The organism is Janthinobacterium sp., assembly GCF_009923995.1.
Classification (GTDB): domain Bacteria; phylum Pseudomonadota; class Gammaproteobacteria; order Burkholderiales; family Burkholderiaceae_D; genus Janthinobacterium.
The window spans coordinates 1-17,119 of record NZ_RFSK01000034.1 but is presented as its reverse complement, the minus strand read 5'-3'; the positions used below and the strand labels follow the sequence as shown (position 1 = coordinate 17,119).

17 protein-coding genes and 1 pseudogene are annotated in these 17,119 nt (G+C 67.5%); 3 read left to right on the top strand and 15 right to left on the bottom strand.

Annotated features, from left to right (window positions below; all coding sequences use genetic code 11):
• Positions 1 to 235: 235 nt before the first annotated feature.
• The 12 genes from EBS11_RS17110 to gspG all read right to left on the bottom strand — a co-directional run bounded on the left by EBS11_RS17110 (position 236) and on the right by gspG (position 10,441).
• Complete coding sequence (locus EBS11_RS17110) at positions 236 to 733, bottom strand: FxDxF family PEP-CTERM protein (RefSeq protein ID WP_290604712.1); 498 nt, start codon at positions 731 to 733, stop codon at positions 236 to 238.
• A 225-nt stretch (positions 734 to 958) separates the two neighbouring features.
• Positions 959 to 1,648 carry a type II secretion system protein gene (locus tag EBS11_RS17105; RefSeq protein WP_290604711.1) on the bottom strand — a complete coding sequence of 230 codons (690 nt, stop codon included), beginning with the start codon at positions 1,646 to 1,648 and terminating at the stop codon, positions 959 to 961.
• Between the two features lie 5 nt (positions 1,649 to 1,653).
• A complete protein-coding gene (locus tag EBS11_RS17100) occupies positions 1,654 to 2,046 on the bottom strand; it encodes a type II secretion system protein (RefSeq protein WP_290604710.1) in 393 nt (130 codons plus the stop codon).
• Positions 2,047 to 2,049: 3 nt separating this feature from the next.
• A complete protein-coding gene (locus tag EBS11_RS17095; RefSeq protein WP_290604709.1) occupies positions 2,050 to 2,532 on the bottom strand; it encodes a type II secretion system protein in 483 nt (160 codons plus the stop codon).
• Entirely contained in the window at positions 2,529 to 4,586 is a 2,058-nt protein-coding gene (locus tag EBS11_RS17090; protein ID WP_290604750.1) for a secretin N-terminal domain-containing protein, read from the bottom strand. Before EBS11_RS17090 ends, EBS11_RS17095 begins: the two co-directional genes overlap by 4 nt.
• On the bottom strand, positions 4,586 to 5,104 hold the full coding sequence (locus EBS11_RS17085; RefSeq protein ID WP_290604708.1) for a hypothetical protein: 519 nt from the start codon (positions 5,102 to 5,104) through the stop codon (positions 4,586 to 4,588). Before EBS11_RS17085 ends, EBS11_RS17090 begins: the two co-directional genes overlap by 1 nt.
• Positions 5,101 to 5,676: a hypothetical protein gene (locus tag EBS11_RS17080; RefSeq protein ID WP_290604707.1), complete on the bottom strand. Its 576-nt coding sequence runs from the start codon at positions 5,674 to 5,676 to the stop codon at positions 5,101 to 5,103. Before EBS11_RS17080 ends, EBS11_RS17085 begins: the two co-directional genes overlap by 4 nt.
• Entirely contained in the window at positions 5,673 to 6,221 is a 549-nt protein-coding gene (locus EBS11_RS17075; RefSeq protein WP_290604706.1) for a hypothetical protein, read from the bottom strand. The genes EBS11_RS17080 and EBS11_RS17075 overlap by 4 nt, the downstream gene beginning before the upstream one ends.
• Positions 6,218 to 7,057: a hypothetical protein gene (locus EBS11_RS17070; RefSeq protein ID WP_290604705.1), complete on the bottom strand. Its 840-nt coding sequence runs from the start codon at positions 7,055 to 7,057 to the stop codon at positions 6,218 to 6,220. The genes EBS11_RS17075 and EBS11_RS17070 overlap by 4 nt, the downstream gene beginning before the upstream one ends.
• Entirely contained in the window at positions 7,050 to 8,756 is a 1,707-nt protein-coding gene (locus tag EBS11_RS17065) for a GspE/PulE family protein (RefSeq protein WP_290604749.1), read from the bottom strand. Before EBS11_RS17065 ends, EBS11_RS17070 begins: the two co-directional genes overlap by 8 nt.
• Positions 8,756 to 9,961, bottom strand: coding sequence for a type II secretion system F family protein (locus EBS11_RS17060; RefSeq protein ID WP_290604704.1), 1,206 nt, complete (start codon positions 9,959 to 9,961; stop codon positions 8,756 to 8,758). The genes EBS11_RS17065 and EBS11_RS17060 overlap by 1 nt, the downstream gene beginning before the upstream one ends.
• A 36-nt stretch (positions 9,962 to 9,997) precedes the next feature.
• Positions 9,998 to 10,441, bottom strand: a complete 444-nt coding sequence (gene gspG, locus EBS11_RS17055; RefSeq protein ID WP_290604703.1) for a type II secretion system major pseudopilin GspG — start codon at positions 10,439 to 10,441, stop codon at positions 9,998 to 10,000.
• A gap of 466 nt (positions 10,442 to 10,907) precedes the next feature.
• On the opposite strand from gspG, the gene EBS11_RS17050 reads away from it, so the two are divergent.
• From EBS11_RS17050 to EBS11_RS17040, 3 genes are all read left to right on the top strand, one after another.
• Positions 10,908 to 11,663: an NF038120 family PEP-CTERM protein gene (locus tag EBS11_RS17050; RefSeq protein WP_290604702.1), complete on the top strand. Its 756-nt coding sequence runs from the start codon at positions 10,908 to 10,910 to the stop codon at positions 11,661 to 11,663.
• A 42-nt stretch (positions 11,664 to 11,705) separates the two neighbouring features.
• Positions 11,706 to 14,858, top strand: a complete 3,153-nt coding sequence (locus EBS11_RS17045) for a S8 family serine peptidase (protein WP_290604701.1) — start codon at positions 11,706 to 11,708, stop codon at positions 14,856 to 14,858.
• Positions 14,859 to 14,977: 119 nt separating this feature from the next.
• A complete protein-coding gene (locus EBS11_RS17040) occupies positions 14,978 to 15,424 on the top strand; it encodes a protease inhibitor I9 family protein (RefSeq protein WP_290604700.1) in 447 nt (148 codons plus the stop codon).
• Here EBS11_RS17040 and EBS11_RS17035 read toward each other — a convergent pair.
• The 3 genes and pseudogenes from EBS11_RS17035 to EBS11_RS17025 form a co-directional block, all read right to left on the bottom strand.
• Positions 15,421 to 16,095 (bottom strand): LuxR C-terminal-related transcriptional regulator, encoded by a 675-nt coding sequence (locus tag EBS11_RS17035; RefSeq protein WP_290604698.1) that lies wholly within the window; start codon positions 16,093 to 16,095, stop codon positions 15,421 to 15,423. The two genes, EBS11_RS17040 and EBS11_RS17035, sit on opposite strands and share 4 nt — an antisense overlap.
• Positions 16,095 to 16,790, bottom strand: coding sequence for a winged helix-turn-helix domain-containing protein (locus EBS11_RS17030; protein WP_290604696.1), 696 nt, complete (start codon positions 16,788 to 16,790; stop codon positions 16,095 to 16,097). The genes EBS11_RS17035 and EBS11_RS17030 overlap by 1 nt, the downstream gene beginning before the upstream one ends.
• 151 nt (positions 16,791 to 16,941) lie before the next feature.
• A pseudogene (locus EBS11_RS17025) lies at positions 16,942 to 17,119 on the bottom strand (IS1595 family transposase); the annotation flags it as partial.

The following is a 17,119-nucleotide window of genomic DNA, read 5'->3' as shown; positions in this document are numbered from 1 at the left end:
CCTGCGTCTCGCCGTACTGGCGTACTGTCTTCGACTTGGCGCCTAGCCCTGCGCAGCTTGTCCATGGCGCCGGCGATGACGCTTGCTTCTCGCCATACTCACGTACTGTCTTCGACTTGACGCCGAACCCTGCGCAGCTTGTCCATGGCGCCGGCGATGACGCTTGCGTCTCGCCGTACTCACGACAGACAAAAAAAACCCGCCGAAGCGGGTTTTTTTTCGTTGCGGAGAAAGCTTAAGCAGCTTTCTTGGCGCGACGGCGTGCCACGGCGCCGACCAGCACCAGGCCACCGAGCAGCATGCCATAGGTTTCTGGCTCTGGCACTGGCAGGGCCGAGACGGAACCCAGGTAGGCGGCGTTTTTCAGACCCGTCAGGCCCGTCACGTGCACGGTGTACGAACCGGCGGCCAGCTGGCCATCCCAGCTCAGGCTCTGGATGCCGGCAGCGGCGGAGTAGGTCAGGTTGCCGTAACCCAGCAAGGTGGCGGAGAAGTCCTTGATGGCGCCTTCCACGACCGAGAACGTCTGCAGGGCGCCAAACGAGGTCGACGATGGCGTGACCAGCTTGAAGGTCCAGAAGTCGTCAACTGCGGTGTTGGCGGCAAACTTGGTGGTGATGGCGGACAAGGTATCGGAACCCGATGGATCCAGGATGCCGAGGTCGTACGTTGCTGCCGACGCGCTGAACGATGCTGCTGCCAGAATGCCTGCAGCGATAAATTTCAATTTCATAGTTTATCCCTCAAAAGTAATTTATGGCTGCACTGCGCAGGCCACCAATAGTTTTAGTACCGGAAGTACTGATGAGGATGGTAGCATAATTGCATCGAATTTCTTATAAATATTTTATCGAAGTTTCATCCAAGATAACTATTTTCAAACTGAAATATTTGCCTGCATCGGTCACTTTCCAGTGGAAAATAGTTACCGACATTTCTATCTACTTGCGGCAACTTTTTATCGCGGCACGACCGTTTCCGCCTCTACGGCAGGCAATTCCTCCCCTTCGGCGGGCGGTGGCGGTTCCTGGGGCGTCTGTTCTTGCGGTGGGGAAATAGGGCGGGAAAACAACGGTGGCGCCGGCGCGGCCGGGGGTGCACCTGGCCCGCTCTCCGGCGCCGCACCACCAGGTCCGGCTGCCGTGCCCTGCCCTGCCGGCGGCAAGCCTTGCGCGTTGAGCATGAAATGCCATTCCGACAGGCGGGCGCGGCCCTCGAAGCCGGCGAAGCGGGCCTCGAAGTTTCCCACCTTTAAAGGAGCGGCTTGCGACAGGCTGTGCACACCGATGATGCCGTTGCTGCCGGGCTGGTACAGCAAGCCCCATTCGGCGCGTCCCGTGACGGGGTCGACGAACAGCTTGCGCAAGTGCCGACGCACCTGCGGAAAGCGGGGGTCGCGCAGCAGGGCCGCCAGATCCGGTGGCTGCTGGGGCTGGCCCGGCGGCGTGGCGGCCGCGTAACTGTAGAGGGCGTCGGAAAACTGCGCGCCGATGTCGAGCAATTCCTGCTCGGCCGCCTGGCGCTGCAGCAGCGAACCCATCTTCAGGCCCGCCGCTCCCACCAGGCCCAGGATGGCCACCAGGATGATCAGGCCCAGATAGGTAAAGCCCCGCTGGCGGCCCAGCCGGATGGGGTCGGGACGACGCATCGCCGCTACCAGTCCGCGAACGGCGTGCCGCTGCGATCCTTGCCCGGCGCGCCGCTCTTCACGTCATACACCTGCCCCGGCGTTTCGTCGGGCGGCGGCACGATGAGCCAGCTGGCATCGCTGTCCGTGATGGGGTCGATGGGCATGGCGCGCAGGTATTTCCTGTCCACCAGCTGCTCCAGGCTGTCGGGGTAGCGGCCCGTATCGCCGTGGAACTGGTCGATGGTCATGCGCAGGTTGCGCAGATTATCCGCCAGCACGGTTTCCTTCGCCTTGTCGAGGCTGGGAAAGTAGCGCGGCACGGCCAGGGTCAGCAGCAGCGCCACGATGCCCAGCACCACCAGCAGTTCGATCAGGGTAAAGCCGCGCACGCGCGCGACAGGATTATCGGCAGGCATGGTTCACCATTTGCGGTAAGGCACGTCATTCAGGCCCGTCTTGCTGGAAGTCGAATACACATCGTACACATCGTCGCCCTCGCGCGGCTCGCTAGCCTCGCTGGCATAGCTGCGCTTGCCCCAGGTCTGCGCATCGCTCAGGCTGGCGTCCGCGTTGAACGGGTCGCGCGGCACGCGGCGCAGGAAGAATATCTTGCTGCGTTTCGGACTGCGCTGGTCCGGCACGCCCTCGACCAGCGCTTCCAGGCTTTTCGGATAGCCGCTGGCGTCGGGCGCGCGCACGATGCGCCCCTCGTCGCCGGCGCGCTTGTACGCGTCGAGCCCCTGGCGGATGTCGCGCAGCGCGCGCCGCAGCTCCTGCTCCTGGCGCCGCTGCAGGGTCACCTGCGTGACGGGCAGCACCAGGGTGCCCAGCACGCCCAGGATGGCCAGGGTCACCAGCAGCTCGATCAGGGTGAAACCACCCCGTGCGCGCGGCAGCCTCATTTGGCGGGCGGCGGCGCCACGGGCACGGGCTGGCCGGACGACAGCGGCAAGGGCGCCGTCTGCAGCGGCACGGGCTGGCCGGACGATATCGGCAGGGGCGAGGCCGCCGGCGCCTCGGGCGACGGCGTCACCTCGGGCGCAGGCACTGTCTGCGGCAGCGGCTGCGGTAGCTGGCCCGGCACCATCATCGGCTGCGGCGGCGCCGGCTGCATGCCGACGGCGGACGGGCCGGAACGCACGATCACCGTGCCCGGCATCTGCGTGGGCGCCCTGGCGGCCATGTCGGGACGGCGGCGGAAGCTGCCCTCCGTGCCGGCCGAGAATTCCGACTCCTTCGCTTCCGGACGCTGCACCGTGCGCACCAGGTGCGGCGTGATCGACAGCACGATCTCCGTCTTCTGGCTGTCATCCTTGCTGCTGCCGAACAGGCGCCCCAGCACGGGAATGTCGCCCAGGCCCGGCACCTTGTTGCCCGAGCTGCGCTCCTCGTTGTTGATCAGGCCCGCCAGCACCTGGTTTTCGCCATCCTTCAGCTGCAGCATGGTCGACGCCTGGCGCGTGCCGATCTGGTACAGGGTCGAGCCGCTCTTGGTGATGGTGGCCGCGCCCAGGTTGCTCACTTCCAGCGAGATGCGGATGCCCACCTCGTTGTTCAGGTAGATGGTCGGTTCGGCATTCACCGTCAGGCCCACGTCCAGGTAGCTGATCGACTCGGAAGCGAAGCCGCCCGTGCCCGGCGAGATGGTGGTGGTAATCACGGGCACCTTGTCGCCGATGACGAATTTCGCCTTTTCGCGGTTGCGCACGCGGATGCGCGGATTGGCCAGGATGTTCGCGTCGCCATCCGTCTTGTTGACGTTCGCCGTGACGGACAGGTCGCTCACGCCGATGCTGCGCTGGTTCAGGTTATTCAGGTCGCTGATGGTCAGCCCCGCGCCGCCCGAGGTGGAGAGCGGCGTCAGGGTCAGGCTCGATGGCCAGGCCACGCCCAGCGCCAGCAGGCGGCTGCGCTTGACTTCGAGGATTTCCAGCTCCAGCACCACTTCCGCCTCCGGCACGTCCTGCAGGGCGATCAGTCGCTCGGCCAGGCGGATCGCCTCGGGCGTGTCGCGCACGATGACGAGATTGAGCTTTTCGTCGGCCACCACGTCGCGCGTCTTCAAAATGGTCTTGAGCGTGTTGGCCACCTGCTTGGCGTCCGCGTTCGCCAGGAAGAAGGTTTTCACCAGCACCTCCTGGTATTCCTTCAATTTCGCCGCCACGTTGGGATAGATCAAAATGGTGTTCGCATCCATCACCTGCTGTTCCAGCTGGTTCGTCACCAGCAGGAAGTACACGGCCGACTCCACCGTGCTGTTTTTCAGGAAGATGGACGTCTTCGCGTCCGCCTTGACGTCCTTGTCGAAGACGAAATTGAGGCCGGAGCGGCGCGCGATCAGCTCGAACACCTGCTTTAACGGGGCGTCGCGAAATTCGATCGTGATCGGCTGCTTGTACGATTTGGCCAGGCCCGATTCCACCACGGGCGGCGCCGTCTTTTCGTCGACGTCGCGCAGCAGCGGGCGCGCGCCGGCGTGGCCCGGCTGCTCGGTCAGGATGGCATTCAGGCGCTGGCGCGCGGGGTCGTAGCGCTTGGCCTCGATGTCGTTCCGCGCTTCGGCCAGCAGCTTGTCCTGGCGCTGTTCGCGTTCGAGCGCGCGCAGGCCGCTGTTGGCCCGTTCGTTCTGCGCGTCGATCGCCAGCACGCCGAGAAAACTCGCGCGGGCCAGTTCGCCCTGCCCCGCTTGCGCCTGGCGCTCGGCCTGCTGCAAGCGGCTGCTGGTGGCCCGCTCGCGCGCCTGCAGGTAAGCGCTGCGGTACTGCGCATTGCCGGGGTCCTGCTGCAGCGCTTCCTGCAGCTTTTGCAGGCCGGCCGGCACCTGGTCTTGCGCAATCAGTTCGCGCCCGTCGCGGTAGGCCATCTGCCCGGCGCAGCCGGCCAGCAGCACCAGCAGCAGCGGCGACGCCAGGCTGGCGCGCCGCAGGAACGGCGCCGTAAGGAAGGAACGAGGCATCAATCGAGTACTCCAATGTTGAGCTGCTGAACCTGGTTCAACGGCAGATAAGTGAGCGTCATGACGGGCGGCGCGATGGCCACCACCTTGTAGGCGCCATCGATGACGGTATTCGTGCGCACGATGTAGGTCTTGTCGGCGCGCGACAGGAACACTTCCCAGGCGCCGTCGGCGGCCGCCTTGCCCAGGTAGACGAAGGGCAGCGGCGGCGCCATCGGCGGCGGTGGCGGCGGCGGGGCCGCGACGACCATTTTCGGCGGCGGCGGGGTCCAGCTCTGGCTCTGGAAGACCCCGTCGGCGCCGCCGAAGGTGTCGCCATCCTCGCCCGCTACCTCGCTGCGCGGCAGCAGCGCCAGGATGGCCGGCTGCGGCGCCTGCGGCCGGGCGGCATGGCGCGCGGGCGCCACGGCCCGCTCCACCGCCTCGGCCACGTCGGCCACGGGCTGGCGCTCGCCGAACAGCAGCAGGGCACCCGCCCCCAGCACCCCGGCCAGCAGCAGCATGTGGCGCGGCGTCATGGCGCACCTCCCGCGCCGCCGGACGGCGCGTCGGCCAGGTAGAACGTCAGGCGCAGCCGCGCTTCGAGCTGCGTGTCGGCGATCTGCTCGCGGCGAAAGCTCAGTTCATCGAGCGAGGCAAACGGCACGGCACGCAGGGCCTGCAGCGCGAACTGCCACACGGCCGCATAACTGCCCTTCAGCGGCAAGGTCACCTGGTAGGTGGCGACCCTGCCGGCCTTGTCGTAGCCGCTCTTGTACTCGCCCTGCGCCAGCAGCAGGCCATTCTTTGCCGCCAGGTCGAACAGCAGCTTGACCTGCTGCTCCGCATGGCGCTGCTGTCCCAGCACGGCGTAGAAACGGGCCAGGTTGTCGCTGGCCGTCGCCGGCGGCGCCACGGCCGCCACGGCCAGCGATGGCTGCGGCAAGGGCCGCGCTTCCAGCTGCGCCGCCACGGCGCGCTGCTGCCAGGCCCAGCTCCAGGCGGCCGCGCCCAGCGCCAGCAAGGCCACGGCGAGGCAGGCGGGCAGGCCCGCGCGGCGCAGCAGCAGTTGCGCACGCAGGCGCAGGACATGCAGGTCGATGGCCATCATGGCGCCCCCCAGCGCGCTTCGAGCTGGAAACGCAAGGGCCGGTTCGGGTCGAGCGCATTGATTTCATGGCGCAGCAGCTGCACCCGGCCGTCGAACAGCTCCTGCTGCTTGAGCTGCGCGACATACGCCACCATGGCATCGCTGCCCGTCGTCTCGGCCGTGATTTTCAGGATGCGCTTGCGCGCGTCCGGCTCCAGCGCCAGCAGCGCGACTGCGGGCGGCGTGGCGCTGGCCAGCGCATCCTGCACGTCGCGCCACGGCAGGTTCAATTGCAGGATGGCGGCATTCACGGCCGCCGCCTGCGCCGGCGCGATGACCGCCTGCGCCACCGGCGCCGCTCCTTGCGTGGCTTGCGCGACACGCTGCTGGGCGCGCAGCCAGCGCGCCTCGCTCGCATGCTGGCGCTGCAGCGCGGCGCTGCCGGCCCACACGGCCGTGACGGCCAGCACCGCGCCCAGCACGCCGGCACACCACGCCCACGCGGGCACGCGGTGCAGGCTGCGGCGCCAGCCGGGCGGGGCGAAATCGATATCCAGGCGCGTCATGCCAGGCCTCCGCTGTGGGCCAGCCGGGCGACCGGCGACAGCCCCCCGTCGTCGCCGGGCGGCGCGAACGGCACGCAGGCGAAGCTGCCCGCCGCGCGCGGCGCCAGCCACGCCACCGGCGCCGCGCCGCACAGCTGCAGCAGCGCCGGCTCGGACACGCCCAGCAGCAGCGCTTCGCGCGCCAGCGCCTGCTCCAGCCAGTCATGGCCGGCGCCAGGCCGCACGGGCAGCGCGCGCACGGCGCGCAGGCGGCCATCGTGCCGCACGCCCAGGCGCAAGGTGTGTTCCTGCAGCTGGCCGAACCAGGCACCCGGCTTGAGCGCGCCCTGCCAGCGGTTCCAGTGGCGCGCGAACTGCGGCGTGATGAACATCAGGGCCAGCCTGCGCTGCGCCGCCACGCGGGTCAGCTGCGCCAGCAGCGCGCGCGGCACGGCGCAGAAAAACGGCGCGCGCGCATCCCAGGCGCGGCTGCTGTGCCACAGGCCGGGAGCATCGCCATACAGCGACTGGAAGCGCAGCGCGGCGGCCGCCTCGATATCGGCCAGGCGCGTGGCGCCTTGCGGCAGGTCCACCTGCCACAGCCGCACGAGCGCATCGTCGAGCACCACGGACAGGGACCGTCCCGCGTATGCTCCCTCGGGCAGCAGCTGTTCCAGGACTCGTCCCAGGCCGGCAAAATCGCCATGCAGGCCGTCCTGCGGCACATATTCCTGTTCGGCCAGCAAGGTCCAGGCGGGCGCCCGCCAGCGGCTGGTACGCCACAGGCTCACGCTGCCCGAGGCCACGCCCAGGCGCAATCCCTGTCCCAAGCTGAACTTTTCCAAGCCTTTACGCATGCAGGGTGACCCTCTTGATTTCCGTGATGGTGGTGGCGCCCCGCTTCACCAGTTCCAGCGCCGCCAGGCGCAGGCTGCGCGTGCCGTTCGCATGCGCGGCCGCCTTGATCTGGCGGATCGGCTTCTTGTCGACGATGAGTTCGCGGATTTCATCCGTCAGCACGAGGATTTCCGCGATCGAGCGGCGCCCCTTGTAGCCCGTGCCGCGGCAGTCGCCGCAACCCTTGCCCTGCTTGAATGCATAGCCCGCCACGTCGGCGCGCGCCAGGCCCACGCTGGCCAGTTCCGCGTCGTCGGGCGTGTACTGCGTGGCGCAGTGGGGGCAGTTGGTGCGGATCAGCCGCTGCGCCCAGATGCCGTTCAGGGCCGAGACGAACGCATACGGGTCGATGCCCATGTGCGTGAAGCGGCCGAACACGTCGAAGACATTGTTCGCATGCACGGTGGTGAGCACCAGGTGGCCCGTGAGGGCCGACTGCACGGCGATTTCCGCCGTCTCGCGGTCGCGGATCTCGCCCACCATGATTTTATCGGGGTCGTGGCGCAGGATGGACCGCAAGCCCTTGGCAAACGTCAGTCCCTTCTTTTCGTTCACGGGGATCTGCAGGATGCCGGGCAGCTGGTACTCGACGGGGTCCTCGATGGTGATGATCTTTTCGCGCCCGTTGTGGATTTCCGTCAGCGCCGCGTACAGGGTGGTGGTCTTGCCCGAGCCGGTCGGTCCCGTCACCAGCAGCATGCCGTACGCTTCCTGCGCCAGCGCGCGCAGGGCTTCGAGCGACGGCGCGTCAAAGCCCAGCGCTTCCAGCGTCAGGGCGCCGTATGCCTCGATCATGGCGCGCTTGTCGAGAATGCGGATGACGGCATCCTCGCCGTGGATGCTGGGCATGATGGAGACGCGCAGGTCGATCTCGCGCCCGCCCGCCTCGACGCGGAAGCTGCCGTCCTGCGGCACGCGGCGTTCGGCGATATCGAGTTCGGCCAGCACCTTCAGGCGCGAGATGATGTGTTCTGCCACCTCGATGCCGTTGACGGAGGTGGCGTGATCGAGCACGCCGTCGACGCGGTACTTGACGGCCAGCCCGCCGGCCGTGCTTTCCAGGTGGATGTCCGAGGCGCCCGCCTTCAGCGCGTCATACAGGGTCGAGTTGACCAGCTTGACGGCGGGGCTGGCCGCTTCCGACACGCTGGCGAACGACAGCACGGCCGCCGTCTTGCCGTCGCGCCGCGCGTCCGTGGCGGCGCCGGGCAGCAGGCTGTCGACGGCGCGCGCCGATTCTTCCTGCTTCGACAGGTAGGCGCCGATGTCGGCCTGCAGCGCCAGGCGCACGCTCAAGGCGCCCTGGCCGGCGCGCGCGCCCAGCCAGGTCTGCAGGTCCAGGTCGAAGGGATCGGCGATGACGCCGAGCAGCTGGCCGTCGGCGGCGCGCAGCAGCACGCTGTGGCGCGCCAGCGCCTGCGACAGCGGCAGCAGGTCGAACGCGGGCGACAGCGCCAGCATGTCCGCCGTTTCCAGCACGTCCAGGCCGAACGGGCGCGCCAGCGCGCGCACGACGGCGCGCGCGTCGATGCCGCTCAATTGCTGCAGTTCCTCCACCAGGCTGCGCTTCGATTGCAGGCACAGGGTGCGGGCGCGCTGCAGCAGCGCGGGGTCGATGGCCACGGCGGCAAGAGCCGCCGGCACGGAAGTAGTCTGCATCATGAAATATCGCCGGCCAGGTCAAAGATGGGCATGTACAGCAGGATCACGATGGCGCCCACGACCAGGCCGATGGCGGCCATGAGCAGGGGTTCGAAGGTGCGCGTGAAACGGTCGATCCAGCGGCTGATTTCGCCGTCATAGAAGGCTGCGGACTGGGTCAGCATGGGGCCCATGTCGCCCGTGCGCTCGCCCACGCGCAGCATACGCAGCGAGATCGGCGTCGTCAGCTGGTGCTGTTCGAAGGCGGACGACAGGGGCTGGCCCGCCTCGATGGCGGCGCGCGCCTGCTGCAGGGACGCCTGCATGCGCGGCGAGACCATGGCCTGCACGGTGGAAATGGCTTGCACGATGGTGATGCCGCCCTCGGCCAGCATGCCCAGGGTCAGGTACAGGCGCGACAGTTCATAGATGCGCACGCGCTCGCCGATGCCGGGCAGCTTCGCCAGCAGGCGCGCCACGCCGCCGTTGCGCAGCACGCGCCGCACGGCCGTCCACAGTCCGCCGCCGGCGATGGCCACGCCGGCCAGCAGCAGCACGCCATGCTCGGTGACGAACTGGCCCCAGCTGAGCATGACCTGCGACATCCACGGCAGGTTGCGCCCGGCGCCCTGGTACACCTCGGCGAAACGGGGCACCACATAGCTGATCAGGAAGGCACTGACGCCGCCGCCCACGGCCAGCAGGATGGCGGGATAGATGGCGGCGCTGACGATCTTCGCGCGCACCGTGTCGATGCGCTGCTGGTAATCGATGTAGCGCGACAGCGCGCGCGGCAGGTCGCTGGTGCCCTCGGCCGCCTTGACGATGCCGATGTAGAGCGGCGGAAACAGTTCGGACTGCTCTGCCAGCACGGCGGAAAAGCGCTTGCCTTCGCGCAAGCCTTCCAGCAGGCGCGTGAGCACGCTGCGCGTGGCCGGCGACGCTTCCTTTTCCAGCAGCGCTTCGAGCGCCTCGACGATGCCCAGCCCCGCATTGAGCAGGGCCAGCAATTCCTGGCTGAACAGCAGCAGGGGCAGCGCCCGCGCGCGCTGGCGCCCGGCGGCGCTGAACGGCGTGGCGCGCAAGGGGCGGATGGCGCTGACAAACAGGCCCCGCGCCTCGGCCTGGCGACGCGCGTCCGCTTCGTCGCGGCCGTCGATCACGCAGGTCGACAGGGTGGCTACCGCCTCGTCCGTGGAGAGCGCGCGTACTTCAAACTGCATGATGGCGTATCCGTAGGAAAAAAAGTGGCGATGCGCTTATTGCGAGCTGATGTCGGCATTCTCGCCGCTGCCGCCCGGCTGGCCATCTTTGCCCATGGAAACGATATCGTATTCGCCCTTGCTGCCAGGGGCGCGGTACTGATAGGCATGGCCCCACGGGTCGAGGGGCACGGCCTTTTTCAGGTAAGGGCCGTTCCAGCGCGTGCCGGCCGTGGGCGGCGCGACCAGCAAGGCGGCCAGGCCTTCTTCCGTGGTGGGATAGCGTCCCACGTCGAGACGGTAGGTGTCGAGCGACTTCTCGAACGCCTCGATCTGCGCCTTGGCCACCGTCACTTCGGACTTGCCCAGCTGGGCGAAATACTTGGGCCCCACATAGGCCGCCAGCAAGCCGATGATGACGATAACGACCAGTAATTCGAGCAAAGTAAACCCGCGCGCACCGCGCGCCGCCGCCAAATTCTGCCTGTGTGCTGCATGCATCCGGTAACTCCTTCTTGCCTACCTTCAATACATTGCGCCGCTGTGCGCCGCTGATGGCCACGCACGGACGGCACGCGCTTGCCCGATGCTTATCAGCCTACCATGCCGCTTATGGTTACGACAACCTTTTATTTGCATGGTGAACAACAAATTCCCGAGGAAACCATCCAGTGTGCGCGAAACTGCCACGGCGGCGCGCACGCCAGCGGCCATGGTCAATTACCCAACTATTTTCATTGCGGAAACTATCTACTTCTGGTCACTATTTCATAGTAAAAGATGAATTTTATTCATTCATTATTTGTAACTTTCAAATTAAATTTGAAAGAATATTGAACAATGGAATTGCCTCTTTTGCTATAGTAAAAATCAATTTTCTGGGCACTGGTCTTATCCGTCCGCACAGGAAAGAGCATCCAAGACGCAAAACATATTGCATCCGACATAAATCACCAAGGGAAAATTCATGACTCGTATTGTGCATTCGAAGGCCGCTTTCGCAGCAAGCCCCTTCTCCGCCAAGCAGCTGGCCGGTGCCGCCATCCTGGCCCTGTCTGCCGCCTGCGCCCCCTCCGCTATCGCGGAAGTGATCAACTTTGACAACCTGGACAGCCAGTTCGTCGGCCATGGCGACGCCCTGGAATTCGGCAACTTCGTGCTGACGGGCGCATCCAACGTGGCCGGCGCCAGCTATGGCGACCTGGTCGGCGCGGTCTTCGACGGATCGGACCCGGCCGCCTGCGGCATGGCGTGCCCGACCAACAATACGAGCAATTACTATGCCTCCCTCAACGACGGCATCGTCTATCTCGACCCGCTGCGCGCCGGCGGCAGCGTCAGCCTGCAGGGCTTCGACGCCAGCTTCATCGGCTACGCCCAGGGCGTCAGCTACCCGGCCGTCGCCGGCCTGCTGCGCGTGCAGGGCTTTTACGCCAATGGCTCGTCCATCTATGAAACCTACCAGCTGGGCGGCCCCATCGGCGGCAACTTCCAGTTCCAGCACTACAACACCAGCGCCAGCTTCGGCAGCCAGCAATTCGCGTCGCTGGCCTTCTTCGGCTTCACTTGCAACACGGCGGGCAGCTGCAGCGCCTTCAGCTCCAACAAGGGACAGTTTGCGCTCGACAATATCGTCGCCTCGGTACCGGAGCCATCGACCTACGCGATGATGCTGCTGGGCCTGGCAGGCATCGGTTTCGCGGCGCGCCGCCGGCAAGCCTGATCCTCCCATTCCGTTCCCGTTACCGTTACCAGGAAATCCCACATGACATTCCGTCCCGCTTTGCGTCCCATTTCGCTCGCCGCACTGAGCCTGTTTGCCAGCCTGAGCTTCCAGGCCCACGCCGACGACCTGCGCCGCCCCTACATCGTGCAGCTCACCGATAAACCGATCGCCTCGTACGCCGGCACGGTGGAAGGCCTGGGCGCCACCCAGCCTGCCGACGGCGGCCGCCTCGACCTGGCCAGCGCGGAAGTGCAGCTGTACGGCGACTACCTCGAGCAGAAACAGGCCCGGGTACAAGCCCTCGTCGCCTCCGCCCCCGTGCAATACCAGTACAAGATCGTCCTCAACGGCTTTGCCGCCCTGCTGACCGACGCCGAAGTGCGCCAGCTGCAGGCGAGCGGCGAAGTGGCCAGCATCGCCCCCGACGAGCCGCGCGCCCTGCAAACGAACTACACGCCCACCTTCCTCGGCCTGGACCAGCCGGGCGGCCTGTGGAGCCAGCTGGGCGGCAAGCAGCACGCGGGCGAAGACATCATCATCGGCATCGTCGACGGCGGCGTGTGGCCGGAAAACCTGTCGTATGCGGACAAGGTCGATGCCAACGGCACGCCCACCTTCGATCCGAACGCCACCCTGGCCTACGGCGCCCCGCCTGCCGCCTGGAAAGGCAGCTGCCAGACGGGCGAAGGCTTTACGCAAGACCATTGCAACAATAAGCTGATCGGCGCGCAATACTTCAATGCCGTGCGCTTGACGGAAACGGACAAGATCCAGCACTGGAGCGAATTCACCTCGCCGCGCGACTCCGTTGGCGACCCCAGCGGCGAAGGCGGCCACGGCACGCACACCTCGTCCACCGCGGGCGGCAACGCGGGCGTGCCCGTCACCGTGGCCGGCACCCCGCTGGGCGCCATCGCCGGCATCGCGCCGCGCGCCCGCCTGTCCGTCTACAAGGTATGCTGGTCCTACAACCTGGCCACCCAGGCCACGGGCGCGAAGAACGGCTGCTACGGCGGCGACAGCGTGGCGGCCATCGAAAAAGCCGTCCAGGATGGCGTGCACGTCATCAACTACTCGATCAGCGGCGGCGGCGCCGTCAACGACCCCGTCGAGCAAGCCTTCCTGCACGCGTCGAATGCGGGCGTCTTCGTGGCCGCCTCGGCCGGCAATTCGGGTCCGGCCAATACCGTGGCCCACGTCAGCCCATGGATCACGACGGTCGCCGCCTCGACGCACAACCGCGCCAACCAGGCCACCGTCACCCTGAGCAATGGCGCCAAGTACACGGGCGCCTCGCTCAACTACAACCCGCTGCCCGGCACGCCGCTGATCCGCGCCCAGGATGCGGGCCTGCCCGGCGCCGATGCGCAGAAACTGGCCCTGTGCTACCGCGCCGGCGACAACGGCGGCGTGGCCCTGCTGGACCCGGCCAAGGTGGCCGGCAAGGTCGTCAGCTGCCTGCGCGGCACCACGGCGCGCACCGACAAGGGCGTGGCCGTGCTGGAAGCGGGCGGCGCCGGCATGGTGCTGGTCGACACGGGCCTGGGCCTGGTGTCCGACCCGCACGTGCTGCCGGCCGTGCACGTGAGCGCCGCCGATGGCGCACTGATCAACGCCCAGGCACAGACGGGCGCGGCCACGGCCGCCATCTCGCGTTTCGTCACCAACGGCAACGGCCCCGCCGCGCCCGTGGTGGCCGACTTCTCGTCGCGCGGCCCGAACCTGTTTGACGCCAACCTGCTCAAGCCCGACCTCACGGCGCCTGGCGTGGACATCCTGGCCGGCGGCACGCCTGCCCTGTCGCGCGCGCAGCGCGATGCCGTGCAGAGCGGCAGCCTGGTGCCGGCGCAAGCCTACATCTTCCTGCAAGGCACGTCGATGGCCAGCCCGCACGTGGCCGGCCTGGCCGCCCTGCTACGCCAGCAGCATCCGGACTGGAGCCCGGCCGCCATCAAGTCGGCCCTGATGACCACCGGCAGCACCACCCTGCCCGACGCCCAGGCGGGCGACGCGCGGGGCATCCTGCCTTGGGGCCAGGGCGCCGGCCACGTGACGCCGAATAAGGCCACCGATCCCGGCCTCGTATATGACGCCAACCTGGCCGACTACAAGAAATACATGTGCGGCGTCGGCATGACGGCGGAATGCGCGGGCGGCACCCTCGCCGGCTACAACCTGAACTTGCCGTCGATCACCATCGCCAACGTGCTGGGCACGCAGACGGTGACGCGCCGCGTCACCAACGTGGGCAGCAGCAGCGCCACCTACACGGCCAGCGCCTCGCTGAGCGGCTACAGCGTCGTGGTGGCACCGTCCAGCCTGGTGCTGGCGCCCGGCGAAACCAAGTCCTTCAACGTGACCCTGACGCGCACGACGGCGCCGGACAACGCCTGGCAGTATGGCGCCCTCGTGTGGAGCGACGGCGTGCACACGGTACGCAGCCCCGTCACGGCACGCTCGGGCCGCGCCGTGCAGTCGCCGGCCCTGCTGCAGGCGGACAAGGTCAGCGGCTTGCGTTCGCTGACCCTGGCCACCGGCTTTGCCGGCAAGGTCGGCGCCGCGACGGGCGGCCTGAAGGAAGTCGTGCGCAGCGAGCAGACCGTGAACCAGGCCGCGCCTGGCAGCATGGAAACCGTGGCGCAGATGACGGCCGCGTGCAAGGCGGGCAGCAGCGGCGTGCGCGCCATCAACGTCACCATTCCCGCCAACACGGTCGTGGCGCGCTTCGAAACCTTCGATCGCGACACCACCGCTGGCGCGGGCAATGACCTCGACCTGATGCTGCTCAACGGCGCCGGCACGGCCGTCGCCCTGTCGGCCACGGCCGGCTCGAACGAGACGATCACCGTGACCACCCCGGCAGCGGGCAACTACAAGGTATGCGTGATCGGCTACGAACTGGCCAATGGCGTGTCGACGGGCTTCGGCCTGTCGTCGGCCGTCGTCACGACGGCCGACAAGGGCGGCAACCTGAAGGCCACCCTGCCCAGCAAGGTGTATGTGGGCGGCAGCGCCACGGCCGGCGTCAGCTGGTCAGGGCTGGAAACTGGCAAGCGCTACGTGGGTGGCGTGGTCTTCCTTGATGGCAACAACGCGGCGGCCTCCACCACCGTGCTGTCGGTGGAAACCAACAACCCGCTGCCGCTGGCCGTCCCCAGCCAGCGCAGCGTGAAGACGGATATCAAGCTGTAAGGCTATCCGTCCTAGCAGCAACACGGCGCGCCCTGCGGGGCGCGTTTTTTTTATGCGTCGCCGGTTCCAGGCGTAGAATCGGCATGGCAGGCGCTGCCCCCGCGCCCGGAAAGCATGCCATGCCATCACCATACTGGATACTCGCGGCCGTCGCCGGCGCAAGCGGCCTGGCCGGCGCCGTGCAGGCGCAGCTGCCCGCGGCGCAGGCGCGGCGGGCCTGCATCGTGCAACTGACGGATGCGCCGCTGGCCGCCTACCTGGGCGGCGTGCCCGGCCTGGCGCCAACCAGCGTGCCCGGCCAGCGCCTGGACACGGACAGCGAAGCGGCGCGGCGCTACACGGCCTACCTGGAAGACAGGCAGCGCGCCGTGCTGGCGCTGGTGGCGGGAGCGCCCGTGCAATACCGCTACACGGTCGCCCTGAATGGCTTTGCCGCCATGCTGACGCCGGACGAGGTGGCGCGCCTGCGGGCCAGTCCGGACGTGGCGCAGGTGTCGTACAGTACGCTCGAACACACGGGCGGGGGCGGCGGCGCGCGGCAGGCGGCACCGCCGCCGCAGCGCTAGCGGCGGATCAGCTGCAGCGCCATGCCGCGCGTGACGGCTTGCGTACGGTTGCTCACGCCCAGCAGTTTGTAGATGCGCTGCAGATGGCTTTTCACCGTCCAGCCGCTGATGCCGAGGATTTGTCCCACTTCCTCGTTACTTTTCCCCATGCTGACCCAGCGCAGCACTTCCAGCTCGCGCGGGCTGGCCGCGCGCGCCGCGCCGGCCAGGGCCGGATGCCGGCTTTCCGGCAGCGCCAGCCAGTGCAGCTGCAGATACGGCAGCAGCAATTCCAGCAGGTAAGCCTGGCCCGCCGCGTCCGCCGCCGGCATGGCCAGCAGCGCGAACAGGCTGCCGCCGCCCGCCGTCATGTTGCCATGCACCAGGTCCTGGTCCACGGCCAGCGCCCGCTGGCCAGCCGCGCGCCAGGCCCGCGCCAGGCGCGCCACCGTGCCATGGCAGGGGTCATTGATTTCCATCAACTCGGCATGCCCGAGCACGGCGCTATGCCACGCCTCGCTGCGCAGCACGGTGCCGTCGCTGCCCAGCTGCGCGCAGACGAGGATGGCGTGCGGCAGCAGCGCCTGCAACGGCCCCTGGCTCCACAGGAAGAAGTCGCTGCGCGCGGCGATGCCATGCGCGCCGACGATGGCGTGCAGCAAATACTCCTGTTCCCGCGCCGTCAGCAGCATCAGGCGCAGGCGGCGCCGGGCGCCAGGTAACGGTAGCCGCTGCCGCGCACGGTTTCGATGTGATGGCCGCAGCCGCCCGGCTGCAGGGCGTGACGCAGGCGTCCCACGTGGGCGTCGACCGTGCGCTCGTCTAGGTAGGCGGCATGGCCCCATACGTGGTCCAGCAATTGCGCGCGGCTGTGCACGCGGCCGGGATGGTCCATCAGGAAATGCAGCAGCTTGAATTCCACCCGGCCCAGGTTCACGGGCACGTTGCCGGCCGTCACGCGCAAGGTGTGCGGATCGAGCCGCAACGCCGCCTGGCCCGCCCCGCGGTGCTGCGGCCCGCGCCGGCGCAGCAGGGCGTGCACGCGGGCCAGCATTTCGCGGGGGCCGAAGGGCTTGCACAGGTAATCGTCGGCGCCGCTTTCCAGCGCCAGCACCTTGTCCTGCTCGCTGTCGCGCGCGCTGGCCATGATAATGGGCAATTCGCCCAGCGCGCCATCCTGGCGCAGCTGGCGCAGCAGTGCCAGGCCGCAGGCATCCGGCAAGGTCCACTCCAGCAGCAGCAAGTCGGGCGTGCGCGCCGCCAGCAGCGCCAGCGCACCGCGTGCATCGACAGCGCAGCGGACACGGTAGCCAGCCCCTTCCAGGTTATGCAGCAGCAAGGCTTGCATGGCCGGCGCCGGGTCCAGCAGCAGAATATGAGCAGGCATCGATGCATCCTCCCGAAAAAGTTGGCGGTGGTCCGTCAAAAAACTAGACGGCTCGACAAGTTTTTCACTATGCATCAAGCGTAAACCGCTGACTAATACAATTTAGTTTCCAGATTTATAGGTATTGCGAATAAATAGGCGAAAAAAAAAGCTATGTCACCATCAAGTGTGGGAACGCTCCCAACGTTGCCTTCAATAAGGTTTCTGGCGAGCGGATGCGCCCGGCGTCAAGTATCCAGCGCCATCCCAGGTAGTTCGGCAGGTAGCGCGTGGCCACCCCGTGAAACGGCCGCAGCCATTCCCGCAGGCGGCTGTGATAGGCGTTGACG